Source organism: Nocardia sp. GP40, assembly GCF_050434125.1.
In the GTDB taxonomy this organism is placed as follows: domain Bacteria; phylum Actinomycetota; class Actinomycetes; order Mycobacteriales; family Mycobacteriaceae; genus Nocardia; species Nocardia albiluteola.
This window is the reverse complement of record NZ_JBNPVW010000008.1, coordinates 277,695-298,942: the sequence shown is the minus strand read 5'-3', so window position 1 is coordinate 298,942 and position 21,248 is coordinate 277,695. Positions and strand designations below refer to the sequence as shown.

Here is a 21,248-nt window from a genome sequence, read left to right as displayed (position 1 = left end):
TCTTCGAGCACTACGCCGCTGGTTACACACGTCCAGAGATCGCAGCGGAACTCGGGTTCAAGCCGAAGGCCGTGTCCAGGAATCTGCTTTCTGTCGGCGAACAGTTCGATATTGCGATCGACAGCTTCCGAGTGGACCCGCAGGAGGCGGAGCGGCTCCTGGCGCCGGTCATGCCATTCTTGCGGGCCGACCAAATCGCGCGGTTGCGGAGACAGCGCGATGGTGGTGATGGGGTTTCGGTCGGCTCCTCGGCGGAACCGGCCCGGCCCGCCGCCGCCAGCGGTCAACGCCAACTCCGGGGTGGTGCCACCCAGCACACCGCTGCGGCCGCACTTCCCTCTCGCATCGGTGGCATTCCGGCCCCCGATGGCGGGGTGTGGGAATCGCAGGTGGGTGACGGGAACTGCATGTTCCATGCCATCGCCCGGGTCCTCGGAATGAACGACGCCGACGCGCATCTGGATCTACGCGCCCACGCTGTGGAAGCCGCGTACCGCAACCGGGCCGGCACGATCGACGAACTTATGCCTCCCGGCCCACCGGGTCATTTCCTGCCCGGGGACCCGCCCGCCGACTTCTTGCCCGGTAGCCCGATCTCCGAGCGTCACGACGCATACCAGCAGTACCGGTATGCCTCCTATCAGGAGCTTCGTGACGCCGCCTTCACCGGCCAACTCGAAAACCTGTTGCTCGACGGTCGGTATGCCGATCCTGCCGCCGAGTTCCTGCTTCCCGCAGCAGCTCGCGCCCTCGGACTCAACCTCGACATCCGCCACCCCGACGGCACCGTCCATCGCCTTCATCACGGCGCTCCCGGGATGCCCGTCTATACCCTGCTCCGCGACAACACCGGCGGCGGTCACTACCACGTCGCCATCCACACCAATGGGGAACCCGTCACCACCGGCACCAGCGCCCCATCCGCCCTCAGCAAATCCACTCAACCACTCCGCGCGGGCGCCGAGCCGCAGGTCGCGCTCGAACTCACCGACCTGAGTCGCCCGCAGCCGCAGCCGGCCGAGGTGACTCCTGCGGGCGACAGCGCGCCGGCGATAGTGCCCGAGGAGTCCGCGCACACCGCGGCGGTGTCCGGGTCGGAGGAGAACGCCCAGCACGAACCACGCCCCGCCGTCCCCGACATCGTGATCACACCGCCGGAGCCGAATTACATTGTCCGGGAACTCGGTTCGAGGCATGACGGCCTCCAACCGGATGTCGAGGTCATGTCGATTCCGGAAGAGACGGCGCAGCGGCTGGTCGAGCAGGGCTACCGATATGTCATGGACAAAGCGGGCCGCGAAAACAGGTCCGCAATGGATCGGATGAACCGGCTGGGCAGGCAGGCATACGCGTATGTGGCGGGATCCGATAGTCCGGAGGCGAAACTCCGAGCCGAGATCGAGCAGGTGCTGACCTCGCGCTTCGTGAGAGCCGAGTATTCCCGTCTGTTCACTGCGTCGGGGCTGCCGCTGAGCTTCACTTACGATGGCCACGACTACCCGATCTCGCTACGCCTGAGTCTGCACGATGCTCAGCCAGTGGAGCAACCCGTGCCCGTGGGCGACGACGGCGAACCGCAAAGCGGCCCGGCCGCGGCCTATTTCCGCTATTCGCGCGGTTTGGCCCAGATCGGCAATCATGCCAGCGAGCACAACCTGCGTTCCCTCGCGGGGTCCTATGGATTTAAAAGGCCGAAGAACGTAAGTGGACTGCGCAGCCTGGATGGAACACCGCAGGGCTCGACCATATACGGCCAATCGTCCACGAATGTCGCAGCATTTATCGCGCTCGAGGCATCCTATAAAAAGTCGAGCAAGGGTCCGTCGGTGCTGTTCCATTATGGAATGCGGTGGGAGATCAGCGACAACGACAGCCCGGATGGCCTGCCGTCGGTGCATCCGGCGGACAAGATCTGGCACGCTCTCGAGGAGGAGGTGTCCGAACGGCTTCCGGTTATGATTCCGAAATTCTTGGCCGACAGCACCGGAACGCCGCGGATCGACCCGAATAATCCCGCCACCATCCCCGCGCCGTTCCCGCGGGTCGACCCGCGGGAACGCGCCACCATCCCCCCGTCGTCCCGTCCCGATGCGAATGGCGAGCGCCCCTCCCTGCAGCAGCATCCTCAATACGCCCCGCTGAGCATTCCGAACCACGACCAAATTCTCCTCGATGTCGTAGCCGGATTCCGGAATCGTCTCGCCGGTATCTCCGCGGGTTCCGCCCGCAAGCTGGTGGAATTCTTCAAGGAAGAAAATATCCTCGGCAACATCCCGCTCGCGCGGGACGGCGGCGCGATCATCTATCCAGCCTGGAAAGATGATTCGAACAAATCACTCGGCTTCTTCCTGATGCGGGTGCGCTTCGAGGGCGGTGACGAGCTCACCGGTCCCATACACGAGAAATTCGGACTGGAAACCTATACGAAACGGGAATTGGGCGTGCAAGGGAGGTCCCGGATCACCGATGAACTCGGTTTTCACCCCGCGTTCAGCTTCACCTTCGGCGCCGGCGACGCGTTCGAGGAGACCGGGTATCCGCGTATAGGCGGCCAGATCACCGGCCACGGCAGAGCATCGCATCGGACCACGCAGTCCCTGGGCTACGGCAGAAAATCCCACACGGGGCGGTCAATGCGCCTACATGACGACCTGCTGCACACCACACCCCGGATGAAGATCGATATCGTTCTGGTCCGCGACGGTGAACACTTCGGGCCGGAGGAGGGTACGCCGCTGGCCGACGAGGAGACGTCTTATCCGGTCAATATGCTGGTGCCGTCGTTGGCTGCCCTCGGCTTCAAACCGAATCTGGAACAGATTCGATACCTGCCCACGAACGTCCTGCGTCTGCGGCAACTCGGCCTCGACACCACCCCGATCGGGGTCACCGGCACCGCCCCGCTGTTCGATTATGCCGCAAAGTTCCTGGAGGCCCGCGGTTTCTTCTCGAGTAAACACGATGATCCGGGCCTGCTGGACATGATCGACCGCCAGCAGGAACTCGAGGACGCGCGCGATAACAATATCGCCGCATTCGAGCGGATGCGTTCGGAGTTCGTCTTGTGTTCGGCGCTACAGGAAATGATCGACGGCGAAGTAGACAAGACGACGAGGAAGATCGAAGGAGGTACTATCACCTGGTTCGAAAGGCCCATACGGTTCGATACCGAGAAGATTTCGATCCAGCTCGTCGCGAAACGGCACTACGATTCGGAGGACGATCCGCACGAGGGCGTTACGCACGAATGGACGTTCCCCATAGGCCAGACCCAGAATGTGACGGGCACCGTCCTGTCCGGCGGTACGCAGTCCGGCACGACTTCGGTGCTGGTCAATCCGAGTGGCGGTGGCAATGTCGCGGGCACCAACCTGTTCGACGTGCCGGGCAGCGAAATAATCGCGGGCGTTACCCCGAGCTACGTTCGTTCTTATCACCGCGAGGCGGACAAATCATTCGGTTTCGAGACCGGCGGAACCAATATGATCATCAGCCCCGCCGGCGAAGGGACGCAGGACCACTCCCTTCCTGTCACCTATTGGATGAAGATCACCTATAGTCACGGCGACGATCCGGAGCCGAAGAGCACCGCGGGTTTCGCCCGGCTGAATCTCCCCGGCTATCGCACGCTGGCCGAGAAGCCCGCCGACTCGACCGAGCCGCCGGCTGCCACCATCCGCCAACTCACGCCCGAGGACCTCGAGCAGCTCAACGACCCGGAATGGGTAATTCCCGAGCAGGCCGTCGTTGTCGACGGCGGATCCAGCACGAGGGTCCGCCGGGCCATCGTCGCGCTCATCGACGGAACCGCGTCCGACCTCACGAATCCCGGTGCAGGGGCCGAGGGCTCTCGCCCTGACGGCGAGGGTTCTCGGGCAGAGGCAGAGGGTTCTCGGTCGGAAGGGGACCGCGTGGGGGCGGAAGGTTCTCGGTCGGAGGCGGAGGGTACTCGGTCGGAGGCGGAAGGGGCTCGCACAGAGGCCGAGGATTCCCGCCCGGAGACAGAGGATGCTCGGCCGGACGCCGACACTACGATGCCCGGCGCATTTCCCGCCGAGGAACCCGTGCTGCCGCGCTGGAACACACCTCCGGCAGCGCCGCCGCAGCAGACGGAGCCGCAGCAGACGGAGCCGCAGCAGACCGAGCCGCAGGCGTCCGATACGCCGATTCCGGATCCACCCACCCTGGTAGTGACGGATCCGTCCGGTGTGCTGCACAGTGCACAAATCGATACCGAATTCGACACCACACCCCATCCTCGGACGATGCCCGGCGAATTCCCCGCAGACCCCGAGGAGCAGGAGCAGGAGCAGGAGCCGGTGCCGACCCGGCCGATCCTCCCGCGCCGGACGGATACGTCGGCTTCCGACGCCCCCACCCTCGTCGTGACGGATCCGTCCGGTGTGCTGCACGATGCGCCCGCCGACCCCGCGCCAGGCCCTGAACCCGAGATCGGCTGGGTCGAGTGGGGGCTGGACAAACTCACGGCCGGCGGCACGTGGTTGTGGGAACATTCCTTCGGGGAGCCGGTGACGACCCCGGAGTCGTTGTCCTATCAAGTCATTCACACCGCCGTATCGACGCACGCCATGGTGGCTTCGCTGGTGCAGACTTCCCGGCAATCCGACAATATCGAGGGCATCGGCACCGCGGGTGTCATAGCCGGCACCGATTTCGATGTCCGTATCGATTCCTATTTCCGGAAAGTGAACGTGCTGCCGGTAACGGCGAATATCAACTCCGAGAACTGGCTCCCCTCCAATAACAACGCGGCCCAGAGCAGTGCCACTCAGCACAGCGATCTGCTCGGCATCAGCTTCACCCACCGCCTGGGCGACAAGGCCGACTTCAGTTACATCCCCGGTGAGACCTTCCAGCACACCTATTCCAGGTCGCAAGGCTCCAGTTCGGTCGAGACGATCGGCAGCAATCGGGTCACCACGAACTCGGGAACCCCTGCCTATGAGTTCACCGCGGACGTGGTTCGTGTCGTCACTGTCGAGAGCGGCACCCAAAACCTTGTCATCAGTGTGGCGAAACAACTCACCACGAGTGCGGCGAATGAACTTACCGCGTTGGTGAAGCGCCTCGGCGGCAAAGTGCTGGGACGACCCGACGGGGAGCTGGGTGTATTCGACGGGCTGCCGGAACAATTCGGCGAGACGCAGGCTGAATCCAACAGTGGCAACAACCTCCTCGTCATCAGGATGGCCAAGGAACTCACGGCGAGCGCGGGGAAGGAACTTTCCGCGCTGGTGCAGCGCATCGGCGGCAAGGTGCTGGGTGAACCCGGCAAGGTGGCGGGGGAACCCCACAGTGGTAGCAGCCTCGTCGTCGAGGAATCCGGTGTGGTGCGATTCCTGCTGTACGACAAGGATTTACACCTGCATCCAAAACTGGCCCGCCTCGTCGAGGCCGCCGGGCACAAGATCCCCAAGCGGAAGAAGGCCAACCTGCTTCCGCCCAGTGCTTTCGTCCAGAGCGGCGGCGCTATTCCCCTCGGCACCGTGCTCGCCGCAAACCTCGAGGGCGGTCGCAATGGTTTCCGGAAGCAGGTCAAGGATCACGTGGAGTCGGTGTCGCGCGGCATCGCGACTCCCGGGTCGCCCAACCTTTACCGCGGGGTGCTGCACCAGATCAATGCGAACACTTCCACTTTCGGCGCGCGTACCCTGCCCAATGCCGGTCCGAGCGGCATAGAATTCCATTACGTCGACTGGTCGCCCTTGCTCGGTCCACGTCTGGTCACAGTGACACTCAGCGCGATTCCCCATCCCAGGGCGAATATCGGCGGGATATATGGCTGGCAGGCCCCCAAGGGCGTCGCTATCGAGAACACCTTCCTGCACACCTCAGCGGACGGCAACGCGCACGGTGGCCGCGCCACCGCGGTGAGCACGAGTCGCGCTGGAGCCGACGGGGGGAGCTTCAACCCCAGCTTCCAGATCAACGGGGTACGCCCCACGGTCAGCCTCGCTAGGCAGGGTGCCGGTACCGCCACCGAAACCCACGACTCCCAACGCGATCAGGACACGTGGATGCGCGGCGATGACACCTCGATCGTCGGGCTTCCGTACCTGTACAGGTCCAGGGTCAGTTGGCGGCGCTTGAGCAGGTCGCAGGCGACGTACCTGTTGAACCTCGCCCGCTACACGGGTGGGGTCCTGGTGGGATCCGTGGTGGGAGCCCTGCTGGGACGGGACATCTCAGAGTTGTGGCGGCAGTCCTACACCGAATCGAGGACCCTGAACTCCAAGAACTTCATCCAGTTCCACACCGCGGACATGAGAACCGCCGCTGATAACGCCGCCGCCACCCGTGTCGCGCCCTTCGTCTACAGGTCCGATCCGTCGGTCCCGCGCCCGCCCCCGCCCGCGGGCAGCGTGGCCATCGAGATGGAGATACCCACCACCGTTCGCGAGCTGCTGGCGGAGCCCTGGGTGCCGACCAGGCCGATCCAGGTCTACTGGTTCGATGGTTTCGAGCGCCTCGGCCGGGCGTTGCGTGCGGTCGCGCCGGGCATCGAGGCGAGCGGCCGGACGCATTCCTTCGAGACCATGCTCCTGGCCCTGAACACGCTGGCTCAGCGCAAGCGACCGATGGTTCTCGGCCCGGCGTCCATGGCGGCGTTCCTCAACAGCGTCGACGCGTCGACCGGTAGCCTGCCGACGCCGGTGCCGCACACCGGCGGCCGGAAGGTCACCGGCGTCACGGCCGAGGTGACCCTCCACTCGTACGAGATCGAAAACACCACCGGCACACTCGCTATCGATGGCATGGTGGTTTCGGCAGACAATTTCAAGGTCAACGCCGACCACACCGTCACCTTCACGCCCACCCTCGGCGTGAGCATCCCGACCGTCTCGGACGCCAGTAACCGTGGCGCACCCTCCGGCTGGCCCCTCGGCGGCGGAGCCGGGGGCTACGGGTCGGACCGGAGTGTGGGCAGCCAGCGCCGCAACCTCATGCGTTACGGCCCGGGCGCGGACAACCATCGCGTCTGGACCATCATGCTGATCAAGCTGATCGGGCCGAAGGGCATGCTCTGGGTGCTCGGCAACGCCCTCGCACGCACCACCGATTCGCTGGTGAAACCCATTGTCGTCAGCACGGATTCAGCAGTCACCGACAAGACCGCACCCGAACCGCAGCCGGGCACCAAGAAGCCTCGGCGGAAGCGGCCTACCAAGAAGTCTCAGCCGAAGCAGGGCACGGAGGAAGCTCAGCAGGAGCGGGGTACGGAAGAGCCCCAGCCGAAAGAGAGCGGCGAGGAATCTCAGCCGAAGAAGAGCACGGAGGAGTCCCAGCCGAAGAAGAGCGGCAAGGAGTCCCAGCCCAAGGACAGCGTAGAGGAGCCTCAGCCGAAGGCGAGTACAGAGGAGTCCCAGCCGGAAGAGAGCACCGACGAGCGTCAGCTGGAGCAGGGTGACGAGGGGGCTGAAGCGGAGCGGAGCACGGAGGGAGCTGAGCCGGAGCGGGGCAGGGAGAAGGCTCAGCAGGAACCGGGCATCGAGGAATCGCAGCCGACGCAGGGTACCGAGTGGACTCAGCCGGAGCGCGCTGCCGATGCCGACACCGATCATGATGTCGCACTGGATAACTCGGTCGAGCGGACACAGCAGGCAGTGCGGGATGAGACGTCTGCCGGCGACCAGCGCACCCCGGAAGAAGCACTCGCCGAGCCCGAGCGACAGGTCCCGGCGACACTCGAGCCGATCACCGAACTCGATGCGGCACTTTACTATTGGATGATTCGAGCCGACGAACTCAGGATCGGGCCCGGATACAACACGCAGTCCGACAGGCGGACCATCAAGGACTACTCCGAGTACGGGGCGCCGTTCACCGAAGCCCCGCTCCGAACGGGCCGTCCGGACATCGACGACCGGACGTGGCAGTCCGCGCCTCGCGACCACGACTGCATGTTCCATATCCTGCACGCCATTCTGTTCCCCGGCCGGGACTACGCGGGCGCGGAATTGGCTCGCAGAATTCAGGGACTCCGGATCGGGATCACCGACAGAATGCGCGAGCAATTCGACACCATGTCGGCCCTGGACGTAACGAGCGAGGACATCGACGGCCTCCGAAACCTCGGAGCATACGAACGCAACTCGGCGGCGGACTTTGTAATGTACGTAGCCGCAACGCTTTTCGACCGGCCACTCACGGTGTATTCCATAACACGTACGGGGATTGCTGAATCCGAGTTCAATGCGGTTACCGACCGCCATCCGCCCACGGCGGTCCTTGTCGTCGGCGAGCACTACTACCTGGCGGTCGATACCGAGACGGTCGAGGCGCCGGGCACGCCGGAGCCGTCGCTCGAGAATGCCTCCACCTCGGACCGGAACGAACCACTGCGGGACGCTCCGTCCGAGGACGGCCTGAGTGATCCCCCTCCGCTGCTTCGCGATGACTCTTCCGACGATGGTCTGAGTGAACCCCGCCCGTTGCTGCGGGATGACTCTTCCGACGACGATCTCGGCGATATCGGTCCGGTGGCGCGGGGCGATTCCTCCGACGGCGGCCGGGCAGAGCAGGAAATGCTCGATGCCCTGGTGCGGGAGCAGCAGGCACCGCCGTCCGAACAGGAACCGGGCGGCATCACCGAAACCGGAGAGCATGGCGATGCCCGTGGCATCGATCCCGACCAGGTGCACCCGAACCTGTCCGTCCCCTCGGCATACGACCAGCCGTCGGGTGCCGAACCCGCCATGCCGGATGCGCAACAACAGACCCGCGACGAGCAGCAGTCCGCGGACCTCGGCGAACAACTCCGTCAACTGCGGGAGGAACCGGACGACGCCGACCGGGTGGGGGAGTCCGGCAACCTCGCTCGGGTGGAGGAATGGCGGCGAAGAATGCTCGAGGCCCTGACCGAGGAGGAGCAGCTCGGCGAGACATCGCAGGACGACCTGGCACAGCAGCTCGATCAGGTGGACGCACCCCGGGGTCCGCCGGAGGGTACCGTCCGGCCCTCCTCACCGACGGGCACCGTCGAGTCCACCGGCACCGTCCGGTACGCACCGCTGCCCGAGGAACCGGTCGGCACTACAGCGACCGAGCAGCAGGAATCGTCTACGTCACCAGGGTCGCAGACACCGACCGACGTGGACTTCATACAGCACCAGCGCGATGCCGAGCAGCTGTCCGACCTCTTCAGCCCGCTCGATATCCGCAGGCCCGCTTCGCTTCCCGACCGTTTCCCGTCGTCACCTTACTTCGACGGGTCGGTCGACAGTATCGACGCGGACCACTCCGCACGATCCCACCAGCCACGCCTGCACGAACCTGAGCAGGCCGAAGCCGAGCGCACCTCGTCAACCGGTCCGGGGAGGCCGCTGCGGCTGGGGGACATTCGGTCCGCACTGCGTATCGATGACGACTCGGTGCACGGCAGTGACGTTGAGTCGGATCGTGGCGCTGACATCGCTGAGTCGGATCGTGGCGCTGACATCGCTGAGTCGGATCGTGGCGCTGACATCGCTGAGTCGGATCGTGGCGCTTACACCGACGATTCGGTTCACAGCACTGACGACGACGTGTCGGTCCACAGCACTGATGCGGACCACACCGCGCGACCCCACGAATCCGCCTTGCGCGAATCCGAGCAGATCGAGGACGGACGGATCTCCCCGATCGACCCGGCCATCCGCCCGATCGAGGACACCGTGCCGGAGGATTCCGGGGCGCTCGAGGGCACGCGGAAGTCCGGGACCGAACCGCGGAACCGGCCTCATGGTGCGTTCGTTCCGTTCGTGATTTCGCCCCGAACCAGCTCGCAACGGCCTGCGCGGGAGGCCGAGACCTCTGGAGGGGCTCCGCACGCCCGAACCAGTTCGCCACGGTCCGCGAAGGAGGCTGAGGACTCTGGGCGGGCTCCACGTGCCCAAGAGTTCATCGTTGATATCCCAGGCCGGAACAAGTCCATACCGGACCAGCGGTGGCGGGACGATCCCTTCCGGCAGAACCGGTTTCCCGTCAGAGGCATTCACGGCACGGATGGAAAAGTCGTGCGCTCCGGACTACCCGATACGTTCGATCTGTCGGTATCGACCCCGGAAACGCAACAATTCCGGCCGAAGCAGCCGTCCAGCAGCCAGGAAACGCTGGTGCCGCCACGCGATGTACGTCGGCGGGCGACAACGCCGGACTCCCGGACGCAGCAGGAGCAGGGCGAAACATCGCAGGCGGGGGCCGGTTTGGGCCCGTTCGAGATGACCAGTCCCTACGACACGGCTCGCAACCACGGAGAGTCCGGGCTGCTCGAGGACTTCCCCGACCATGTCTACGATGCGCCGGGTACCGAAGCGGCGGTACGCGACGACCGCATCGACGACACACAACCGGCCGGTGACGGCGGCCAGTCCCGCGACGGCACAACAACATCCGCAACCGCTGGCCGGAAGGTCGCTGCTCCGGGAACCGACGGCAGCACACCCGTCCGCGACACGCAGCCGGTTAGTGGTGGCGGCCGGTCTCGTGACGTCACAACAACAGTCGACACCGACGGTCGGATCATCTACATCGGAGCCGACGGCGAACAACATTTCCCCACTCTCGGCCCTCCGCGTGCGCAACCCTCACCCGGATCCCGCACGGTGCAACGGCTTCGGGGCTTCATCTCCCGTCTCGGCAGTCGTGGTGCATCGAGCGAGGCGACGACACCGCCTGCGGCACAGCACACTTCATCGGATGAGCGCACTCGACACCGGCGCGTCCGATCCCTCTTCCAGCGCTGGAGCCGGACAGCCAGCGGCACAACAACTCCCACCGCACGCACGGTTGCCGTCCCGATCAGCGGTGGCGGCGCCAGCACCCGCACGGCCATCGCCTCCAACCGTGGTGACGGCACCGGCGCCCGCACGGCCATCGCCTCCGCCCGCGGTGACGGCACCAGCATGCACACGGCCGTCATCAGCCGACCGTATGCCACTGCTCGCAGTGCCGAGTTCGACGACAACCAGTGCCTCGTCCGCGCGCTCACCGGCATCGGTAACGGATTCGCCCGACGCGGCATCACCAGCAGCGCAATCAGACTCCGTGCGATCACGGGCACCGAATCCGGCGGCAACATCAGAAGCTGGCTGCGGCGCGGGCGGGCAGCGCTGCCGGGTTATTCGAAGCGGCAAGCTGAGAAGGCCGCCGGCGGGAAGCTCCGCGGATATGCCGGCGAGGCCGAGATCGGCAGGCAGTTGCAACTTCTCGGCCCGGGCGCGCAGGCACTGGTCGTTCGCGAGCACTCCGAGGTCAATCTGAACGGCATTGGCGCGCATGCCTACCGGATGGTCAACGAGGACGGCGCAATCTTTGTCCGCGACTACGTTCCGGACGCCACCGGCCGGACCAGCAGACCACCCGCGCGCCGCGACTCGGCCAGTCGGTTCGCCGTTCTCTACACCCCGACCGGCACCACGGCCCGCCCGATTCGCCTGGGCAGCGACCCGATTCGCCCGCTTCTCCAGCGCGGTGCGAGACGCCCGGCGTTCCCACGAGACATCCGCATCGGTGCGCCATCCGACGACCATGCGACCGGCCACACCGATCCCGGCTACCCCGCCGCCGACGCCACCGATCCGACCACCCGCGACGACCTCGCACGCCGTATCCACCAGAACGCCCTCCCTACCGGCACCGAGATCGAGCTCCCCGGCAACACGACCGCCACCATCCTGGCCAACGGCACGATCGGACTCCACACTGCGGCAGAACCGTCGGACACCGTCTACACGCACCAATTCCTCGCCCAGCTGAACGCTCTCGACGTCTCCGACGTCACTGTCCACACCCCCATCCCCGGTCACTGGAGCGACGACTTTCATTCGCCTGTCGCAGCCCTCGTCCATGCACTCGGTAAAGACCAGAAGCTGTACGACGACCTAGCCGATCATCTCGAACGACACAGTGACTACTACGGCCGGCATATCACCAGCGATCAGCTCGAGGCCGATCAAGCTCACGAAGACGCGCGTCACGACCAATTCCTGACCGACTACGATAACGGCCTCTTCGGATCCGAGGCGCTCCGCGATGAAGAAGTCCGTGTCGAGCAGTTCCGCGTCGAGCTCACCCGCGGACGCGCCCTCGAGCTGGATCAGGAAATCCGTGAGCTCCGTGCAGGCCGCACCACAGGCAGCCGTTCCATTAAATACCCCGGCCTTCCCCTCGCGTTCCACGCCGCTGTCGATCACATAAATCCCAATCTGGTCATCGTTCAACCCGGTGCCACCCGATACACCTTCATCAATAGCCCCACGGTCGGCGCAGCGGTCCATTATCTCCGCCAACACTCCGATAGCGACACCTATGAAATTGGGCGTACGTCCACCGACACCCCGTACACGACAACGATCCCCGGCCCCAAACTCACCGCCATGCAGAAAACTGTTCTGGAGCACCTCGCCGCCGGGTATAAAACCCACGGTGCTATCGCCCGTCAAATACAACAAAGCAGCAGCGAGAAGTCGATAAAAGATGCGATGAGCGGCGGAAAGAACGGCGTATTCTTCAAGCTCGGAGTTTCCGACCGCGAGTCCGCCCTGGCCGAAGTCGGCCGGCTGCGCCTGATCGACGAGGATGCCGTAGCCGCGGCCCGTCAACAGCTTCTACTCGCCGAAGCCGACGCTGCCGCACACCCGGCACCTGCGGCTGTCCGGTTGAATGATACCGAGCGAAAGGTGCTCTTGGCTTTTCGGGCAGGCCGCACCACTAATGATGAGGTTATCCGCCATCTCGGCGAGCACGGATCTGCGCCCAGCCTGCCTTCAGTAAAGAAAACAAGGCTCCTGCTGTTCAAGAAATTCGGAATCGCACCTGTTCGCGGTGTGTCTCCGAAAACCAGGTGCGCGAACGTGGTAGCCAAGGCCCTCGAACTGGCCGACCAGGGCCTGCTCGACCAGGAAACCGCCGCCGCACTCACAGCAGCGGCAGGGCGGGCCACCGGCGACGGCAGCGGGCACACTCACGCAACCGGTTCGGTCGGTACCGCGGGTGCGCGTGCCTCGCAGTGTGCGCCCGGTGCCATGCGTTATGTCGCCGCCGGCCTCCCCGCCGCTCCGATCACTCCGCCGGCGGAGAATGCTGTCGGCCTCGGCGGGATGAGGGCCGAGGAGTTCAACCGCCATGCCGGTTTCGAGCTGCGAACCTTCTCCAGTCACGCCGAGATCGCGGACGCCCTCGGTCGGTCCGGGGCTTTCGCCTTGGTTGTCGATGCCTACAGCGGTCCGGTTGACGAACATGGAATCGGCGCGCATACCTCGGTTTTCGAGATCCACAACGGCGTTGTTCGCGGATACGACCCGGAGACCGGACGCCACTATCCGCTCGCGGAACATCCCACCGACGGTCTCCGTGCGATCACCGCCATCATCTATGCCGCGGACGGCTCCGAGCTCATCACCACCGATGGTGACGCCGACGGTGCCGAGGCTCTCGGCGATGTCGGAATCGGCGCGGATCGCCGGAGTGACGTCGACAGCTCCGGCTCGCCTGTGCGCCCGCCCGCCGGGCTCGGCACGTCGGACACCTGGTGGAACGATGCCGGTGAAACCTGGTGGAACAACCTGCATTTCGACGACCTCTCGGATGCCGAACAGCTCCGTCTACTGACCGAATTCCCCGCTCTGCGCAACAACCTCCCGTTCGGGATGGAACCTCCGCTCAGAAGGAGACTCATCGAACTCGAGCTGGACCGTCTCGGAAAGCTCGCCGACGACAGCGGCGAGCTCCCACCGGATGTGGTGCGGCAGCTGTATGAGCTGGATTCGCCCTACACCTACCCGGGGACCGGCCGGACCTGGTGGGACAACTTGCTCGTCGACGACTGGATGAACCACGAGGTGCTCCGGCTGCTCGACAAGTTCCCGGCGCTGCGCAACAGCGACGGTGTCCCCGCCCCGATCCGGCATATCCGCAACATTCAGCACCTCGTCATCACGAGGGACTGGTTCCAAGAGCACGATGACTTCGACGACGGGCTGCCACCGGACCTGCAGGAACGGTGGAACAACCTGGACATACCCCGCAACTATCTGCGAGCCGCGGTAACGAACGCCGGGGTGGCCGCCGACCGTTCCGGCGGCACGGCACCGGCTGTGCACCTGCTGTCCTTCGTCGAGGAGGACCTGGGCCGGGGTGGCCGCATGGCCATCGGCTTCGGGCCCGTGGACACCGCGTCGACGGTGCACTGGTACGCCTACTCCGCCGTCTCGGCCGATTCGATGTACGGCATGCCCGGCCGCGTTGCGGGACTGCACGCCGACACGGTCCGCACGCACCCCGGCGATGCCAGTGTCGCCTGGATCGACTACGGCTCAGCGACATCCGGTGATCCCGCCGACCGGCTGGGCACGGCGATCGCCCGATTCATCGCCCATCATCCGGCCGCACAGCAGATCCACTTGCACGCACCCGCAGCGCTCGCTACCTCGCTGCCGCACACCGGTTCGTCAGCGGTGACGACACATCCCTCGGCCTCCGACGCCTCGGCCACCGAGCTGCCCACGAGCGGTGTGCGCATATTCACCAGCGACCGGGACGGAGCCGACTTCGGCCACGACGTCCTCCGTACCTGGCCCCAGCAGCCACTCGACGTACGCAAAGCGCTGATGACCTACCAGCAATCATCGTCACTCACCAACAAGCTGTTGCGAACGCTGCGTGGCGCGAGCGAGGGTTTCGAGGAATTGTTCGGTCGGTTCCAGCGCTATGCCGCGATCGCGGACCTCCTCATGGAAGGCTTCCGGACGCCCGATCTCAGCGGGCTGGTCGAGTCGAGAAAAGACCTGCGGGACAGTCTGGTAAGCAGGAGTACCGCAGCCGAAGGGCAGGAGCTGCGGCTACTTCTGGATAAGAAGGCCGGCGATCTCACCGACTCCGACCGTGACACACTGCGCAGACTGGAGAGCGCGTACCTCGACGATTCCGAAATGCGCATGCTGCACGCGCTCAACGAGATTCTGCAGCACGCCCGCCCGGAAGCTTACTGGGAAGAGATCCGTATCGACGCGGGACTCTACCGCCGGCTCGACAAGGCTTATCGAGAAAATTTCGGTGCCGAGCCCACAGTGGAAAATGTCCGCCGGTATCTCGAACTGCTCGACCGGGGAACCAGCCGACCGCTACCGGCGACCGAACCGTTCCTCGTCATCCGCGCGGTCGGCGACATCGACTTCCTGGTCACCGCGGATGGCACCGCAGTCGCCGGACGCAAAGACCTCAGCCTCATTCTCAATGTCCTCCAGCGGGAACACGGCCTCTTTTCTACCTCACTGACCACCGAATTGGTGCCGACCAGCACCAGACCGAACTTCCGCATCGAACTCGTCGTACCACCCGGACTACGTGCGGCCTATCTCGGCCGCGACGGCCGCGCGCACAACGTACGCGAGAACGAGCTCCTGTTCGCGCGTAATACCGGCTTCCGGATCACCGGAATCGGGACGGATCCCTTCAAGTCCTTCTACAGCCCCGACTTCGTCGTGCTGCGCGGACATTTGGAGCTACCGACCGGGCCCGCTATGCATACTTCCGGTCGCGGGCAGGGGAATCGGCCGCTGCTGGAGGGGCCTGAGTACTATGTGCTGAACGGGCTCGAGCCGAGTGTGCCGCAGCCGGATGTGGGCTTCGAGCCTGATCCCGGCGAGACCTATTTCGGTGACGCTCTGCTCGATACGTTCGAATCCGAGCCGGACCCAGACATTGCAGACTCGCGGACCGCGCCGGATCCCGAGACGCATGAGCAGGACGGCAGCACCTCGCCGTCAGGGGCGCATCTGGGCGCGTTCGAAATGACTCGCCCCTCCGAGATGTCCCGCGCGACCCGAGATCTCGGGCAGTTCGAGAACGTCGCAGACCTTGTCCACGATGCGCCCGGTACCTCGTCGGCCACAGGTGCCCGACGCCGTGGCATCCGAGCCTTCTTTCGCCGGCTAGCGCACCGAACCGGAAGCAGCGCAACAACTTCCACGGGCCGCCGGGCCGTTGCACCCGCCCACGGTGACGGCACCTCCGCGCACGGCCGCGGCACGACATCCCACCCGGGCGAGGACACCCTGGAGGCGCAGCGCGACGATGCGGGCCTCTCGACCGCGTCGCCGCGGAAGGAGGCACCGCGGGAACAGCCTCAGGAACCCGAGCCCGGTCCGTTCCCGGCGGCACTGGCGCCGGCGGAACGGCGCGAGCGTCCCGGCACTTCCAGGTCCGGGATAAGCCGACTGTTCCAGGCGATCACGCCCAGGACCCCGGCGGTGATGGTCGACGGCCGCCGGCGAAATGTGCTGACCGAGCCGTGGCACGAGCTCTCGACCATGAGCAATCCCTATCTGCAATTGACCGCCCATGGCAGCAGCTGGGACCCGTGGATCCGCCCGGTGCACCGGGTGCACAGGGTCCCCGGTCATGTGCTGGGCCGGTTCGGTGGCTGGCTGGCGTTGAATTGGCTGCTCTACAGGTCTTCCGGGAGCAGGCGATTCGACTACACCACGCTTACCGCGGCGCAGCGTCAGGACGCGGTCGACGTGATCGTCGGCCTGTATGGCGGCAGCGCGGAAGAGACCTCGGCCCGCTGGGTCCGGTGGGCTCAGCTGAGTCTGGGCGACGGCGCCGTACACAGGTTCCGGGACCTCATCGATGTCCCGAACCTGCCGGCCGATGCGTTGGTTTGGATGACCAATTCCCAGAATATGGTCGACCGCCACGACTTCCGCGCGATGGCGGTGCGGCGCATCGGCGATACGGATGAATTTCTCGTCTACGATCCCGATCTCGGCGGTGTGACCGGGCGAGATCATGTGGCGACGTTGACGGCGCGGATGGCCCGGCGCGGCATCACGGACATGGTGATCCTCGACCCCGCGCGTCAGTCGGCGGTGATACAGCGGATGACGATGGCTCGGGCGGTCGATTCCGCACACGAGCCGCTGCTACCGGTCTACACGGCGGCACCGGACCATTCGGTGGCGTCGCCGAATGGACCACCCGCATACGACAATCCGCCCGGCTATCCGGAGTCGGACGACAGTTCCGCCACCGGCGACCGTGCGGACGAGTCATCGTCCGCCGACGAGTCCGAGGGCTTTCCCGAGGACGCCGGGCCGGGATCCGGGTACCTCGAAGACCCCGAACCCGAGTCCTCCGCATCGACCGCGAATGAACTGCGCGGGTTGTTCGAAGCCGAGCCTGCGCCGACCGGGAGCGCGGTCGATGCTTATGCCAACCGCAGGGCGTACTCCTCGGCGGCGGCGCCGCGGAATCTCGCGGTGCAGCAGGCGGACACGATCGGGGATACCGGGAACACGGTGCTGATCGCCCGCAACGGGCAGGCCGTGGTGATCGGGCCTGCGGACAGCGTCCTGTGGGACGGGCAGGACGTGCGAGGTAATGCACGGATCCGGTTGAGTTCGGACCCGGGGGTGGCGTATCGGGTGCACACCGACCTGCTTCGCACTCTCGATTGGGTCGCGGATTCGGATGACGGGTGGCGGGGCACGCCGAGGCGTGGCCAATCCTCGGGGCAGTTGCTGTTCTACGACAGGAGGGTGGTGCAGCTGGGATCCGGCGAGTTGCTGGCGACTCAGCCGGAGGCGGCCGGTGCGGTCCGGATCGAATCGCTGAGTGCGCGGGTCGTACTTCCCGAGAATGCCGTGCAGGCGCTGGGTATGGGTGGGCCGGCGGCCGCCGCCGCAATGGTTGTGCACACAGGTCCGCTGTTCGCGACGGTGAATTCGCGGCCGGTGCCCCGGGAGTCGGATGCGCGGGTGGGGACGTGGGGGGACTACGGGGTGCTGATGCGCAACCTCGGCCGGCTCGCCACGCGGGATCCGGACGGCCTGGTGGACATGTTCTACGAATACCCCGACGGGACGGTGGGGGTGCGGTTCTTCGTCGATGGTCAGCCGCGCTGGGTGGGGGTGGATCGGCGGCTGCTGCACGATTCGTCGGGGCTGCCGATGCATGCAGGGCATATCGCTGGTGAGCCGCTGTGGGCGGCGTTGGCGCAGAAGGCATACGAGCTGTTGCGACCCGATATCCATGCCGATACGACGGTGTCGGTGCGGCCGTTCGGTGAGCCGGTCCATCCGCCGCCGCTCCAGCCGATGCCGAGCACGACGATCCCCGCACCGGCGGACCGGTTGACCATCGTGGACCAGCACGGTGAATTGCTGACCGTCCGGCCCGGCGAGGAGTTGCACGGCGTCGACGACCCGCAGAATCCGGACCTGCTCACGGTATGGATCGGTGACGACCAGGCGGCCCCAATGTATGCGGTGCATCGGAACCTGCTGGGCGAGTTGACCGTGTTCGGTCGGGGTGATGACGGTGCGTACCACTGGGAGACACCGGCCTCCTGGTCGTCGCCGGCTGCGGCACGGATGTTCGTGGGGCTGCGGCGGTTGTCGCCGGACCCCGCCGGGACGCATATTCCGGGCGGCACGTCGATAACCCTGGATGTCGGGTCCGGGGGTGAGTTGCTGCTGGATGAGAATACCCGGGTTTCGGAGCAGGCGCTGCGAGACCTCGGGCGCACGATTCGGCGGGCCGAGGGCCCGGTATTCGGTGCGGCGGGACCCGTGCCGGGGGATGCGGCTCAGGGCCGGGTCGGGGACTGCTATCTGATCGGGCCACTGATCGTTATTCCCGCCGGTGCCCCTCGGCCGATTCTGGATATGATCTCCGAATATCCCGACGGCACCGTTGCCGTGCGATTCTTCACGAAACAGGGCGTGCCGCGGTGGAAAGTGGTCAACAGGTATTTCTACGCCGATGAACACGGGCGGATGATTTATGCGGCCCAGGACGCGGATCGGGCGTTGTGGCCGGCGCTGGTGGAGAAGGCGTATATGGTGCACCAGGGTGGCACGGTCCAATCGATCGAGGGCGGGTTCGCCGGTCGGGCGATGATGGAGTTGCTGCCGCCGTACGAGGTGGGTGGCGGCGGGGCCGTGGATCAGCCGGTGCGTGGTATCGATCTGCCCGATTTCCTGCATCCGATGCGGTTCGGTGTCGATGCGCTGTACGACCTGCTCACCGAGCAGATCGGTGCTGATGCCGAGGCGGAGTCGGTGTTCGAGTTCGCGCAACGGCTCGGTGGGCTGGAGCCGGTCTGGAATATCAATAGGGAAGACTCGGTCGAACGATTCCGAAATTTCCTGAACTATCACCTGGAGCCGGGCGAGCGGGCACAGTGGGGAACCGAGATCGCTGCGGTGCTCGATTATCTCGGCCCGGTCGGCGATCCCCGGAGGGCTGTGACCAGTGTCGTTGCCCGCCGGCACGTGGCGGATCTGGTCCGGTTCCTGCGTAGTCGTGGCGACAAGATCCTGCTGAGCACTGGGAGTTTCGGCGAGGATCTGGAGAACACCACCGAATACCCGGGTTTGGTGGGGCCGCATGTGTATTCGGTAGAGGATGTGCGCGACGACGGCGGCATCGTGCTCGTGTTGAAGAATCCGTGGGAATACAACCCGGAGGTGGCACAGCCCATCGACGGACTCACCTACGGCCCGCGCGGCACCCTCACCCTCGACGCAACCCAGCTGACCAAATTCGCGTTCCTGTCGGTCCACGGCACCGGCACCCGCTTCGCCTTCGGCGACTCGACCGCACCGCCCTCGGACGACCGGCTCCAACCCGCCGCCAGCCCGCCCCCCGCCCCCCGCGCACTCGCTCGCGAGCCGGAACCCGGTGATCTGGACCATGGAATCGACGAGTCGGTATCGCTCGGGTCCGGGCAGGTGGATCTGCTCCGCCGGACTTCGCGTCGTAAACCCAACATGGATCTTAAACAGTACAAAGATGTAGCCATAGAAATGGGGGAGCCCGATCTCAGCAAAACTACATTCGGGAATCGCTGGCAACCGATTTACGATGCATTTCGGTTGAAGGGTAAGGACCGCACTCATCTGAATGCGGTGCGGGCGGCCCGCGTCCGAGGGGTTTTGGCTTCCGTGCCGGTCCCGGGCGATCTGGACTACGAGTACCACGGGTTCGATCCTCAGTCGGGTGCTTTTACGTCGTTCCTCGATGATGAGATGATTGTGCTCATCCGATACGCGCGGGGAGAACGGCAAAGTGCGATCGCCGACGCGCTCGGGATTTCTCCGAGTACCGTCAAGAAGCGGCTGGATCGGATCTGCTCGAAGTTGGGGCTGAACAGTCCCCCGGATGCTGTGCAGCTGATGCGGGTGGCGCGCGCGTGGGGTTTGCCGGTGCCGGTGGAGGCGGGTGACGGTTCCGCTGTGTTCGAGGGTGGTGGTTCGGGTTCCGCGGGTTTGGTGTATGGCTGGAATCTATGTGGGCCGCGTGCTTTGGGGAGATTGGGTCTGCGCACCGGAAATTTGGGCGTCGGTGTTCTCGATGAGCGGGCGATTGGCCTCGGCGGGGTGTCGGAGGAGAATTTCAAGCGGGCGGTGCCGGGTGATTTCCTGCGGTTCCGGGATCGTGCGGCCATCGCGGAAGAGCTTCGTCTGCTGGGCCCGGGTTCGACGGCGTTGCTGTTGAACGAGTTCGACGTCGATGGTAATGGCGTCGGTGCGCATGCGTATTTGCTGACAAACGACGACGGTGTGGTGTGGGTTGATGACGAGGTGTTGGGGGCCGACGGTGCGTGGGTTTCTTCCCGGTATGAGTTCCGACCGGGCCTGTTGCCGGAGGCTCAGCATATTCCCGCTGTTCTTTTCAGGTCCGCCCGGGAAGGGGGCGGTGAGGTTGCTCCGCAGTTGGGACTGGACCAGCCGTTGCTGGGCCGTTTGGTGCGCAGCGGCGGAACCATCGGACTCACCTCGCCTGCCGGTGCTCAGCCCGAGCCGAGCCTCGAGACTTCCGGATCTGCGCTTGATGTTGTTCCCGATGTGGAGTGGGGAGATCGGGTCGACGAGTTCGGTTGGCGGGTCTTCCGGGACAAGTTCGCGGCGGTCGAATTTCCGGTGGGAACGAGGTTGGAGTTCACCGATGGTGAGGGCGAAGTGTTCCGGGCCGCGGTGGAGCAGTCGGAGGAAGGCCTTCGCGTACGGGTCGGGGGTGGTGCCGACGGTCATGTAATGAGCATGACGATGTTCCGGCACGGTGTGCGGAATGGATTGCCGAGATTGAGTGGCGCAGGTGTAGTGCGGATTGTGCAGCCGGCGGTGGGTGTCGGCGTGGGGCGAGCATGGGAGACCAGCCGGTTCTTGGATAGGTCGGCTGCCGGCGTTTTCGGTGTGGGCACGGTGGTGTCGTGGCGGGAGGTGACGCCCGAAAGTGGGGAG

Annotated in this window: 1 protein-coding gene (only partly in view); it reads left to right on the top strand. The window is 65.3% G+C overall.

Every position in this 21,248-nt window falls within one protein-coding gene, locus tag ABH933_RS25070, for an ADP-ribosyltransferase (protein ID WP_429421002.1), read on the top strand. The gene is 72,717 nt long; 29,257 of those nucleotides lie to the left of the window and 22,212 to its right, leaving coding positions 29,258-50,505 in view — codons 9,753 (partial) to 16,835 (complete); the first complete codon in view begins at position 3. Both the start codon and the stop codon lie outside the window.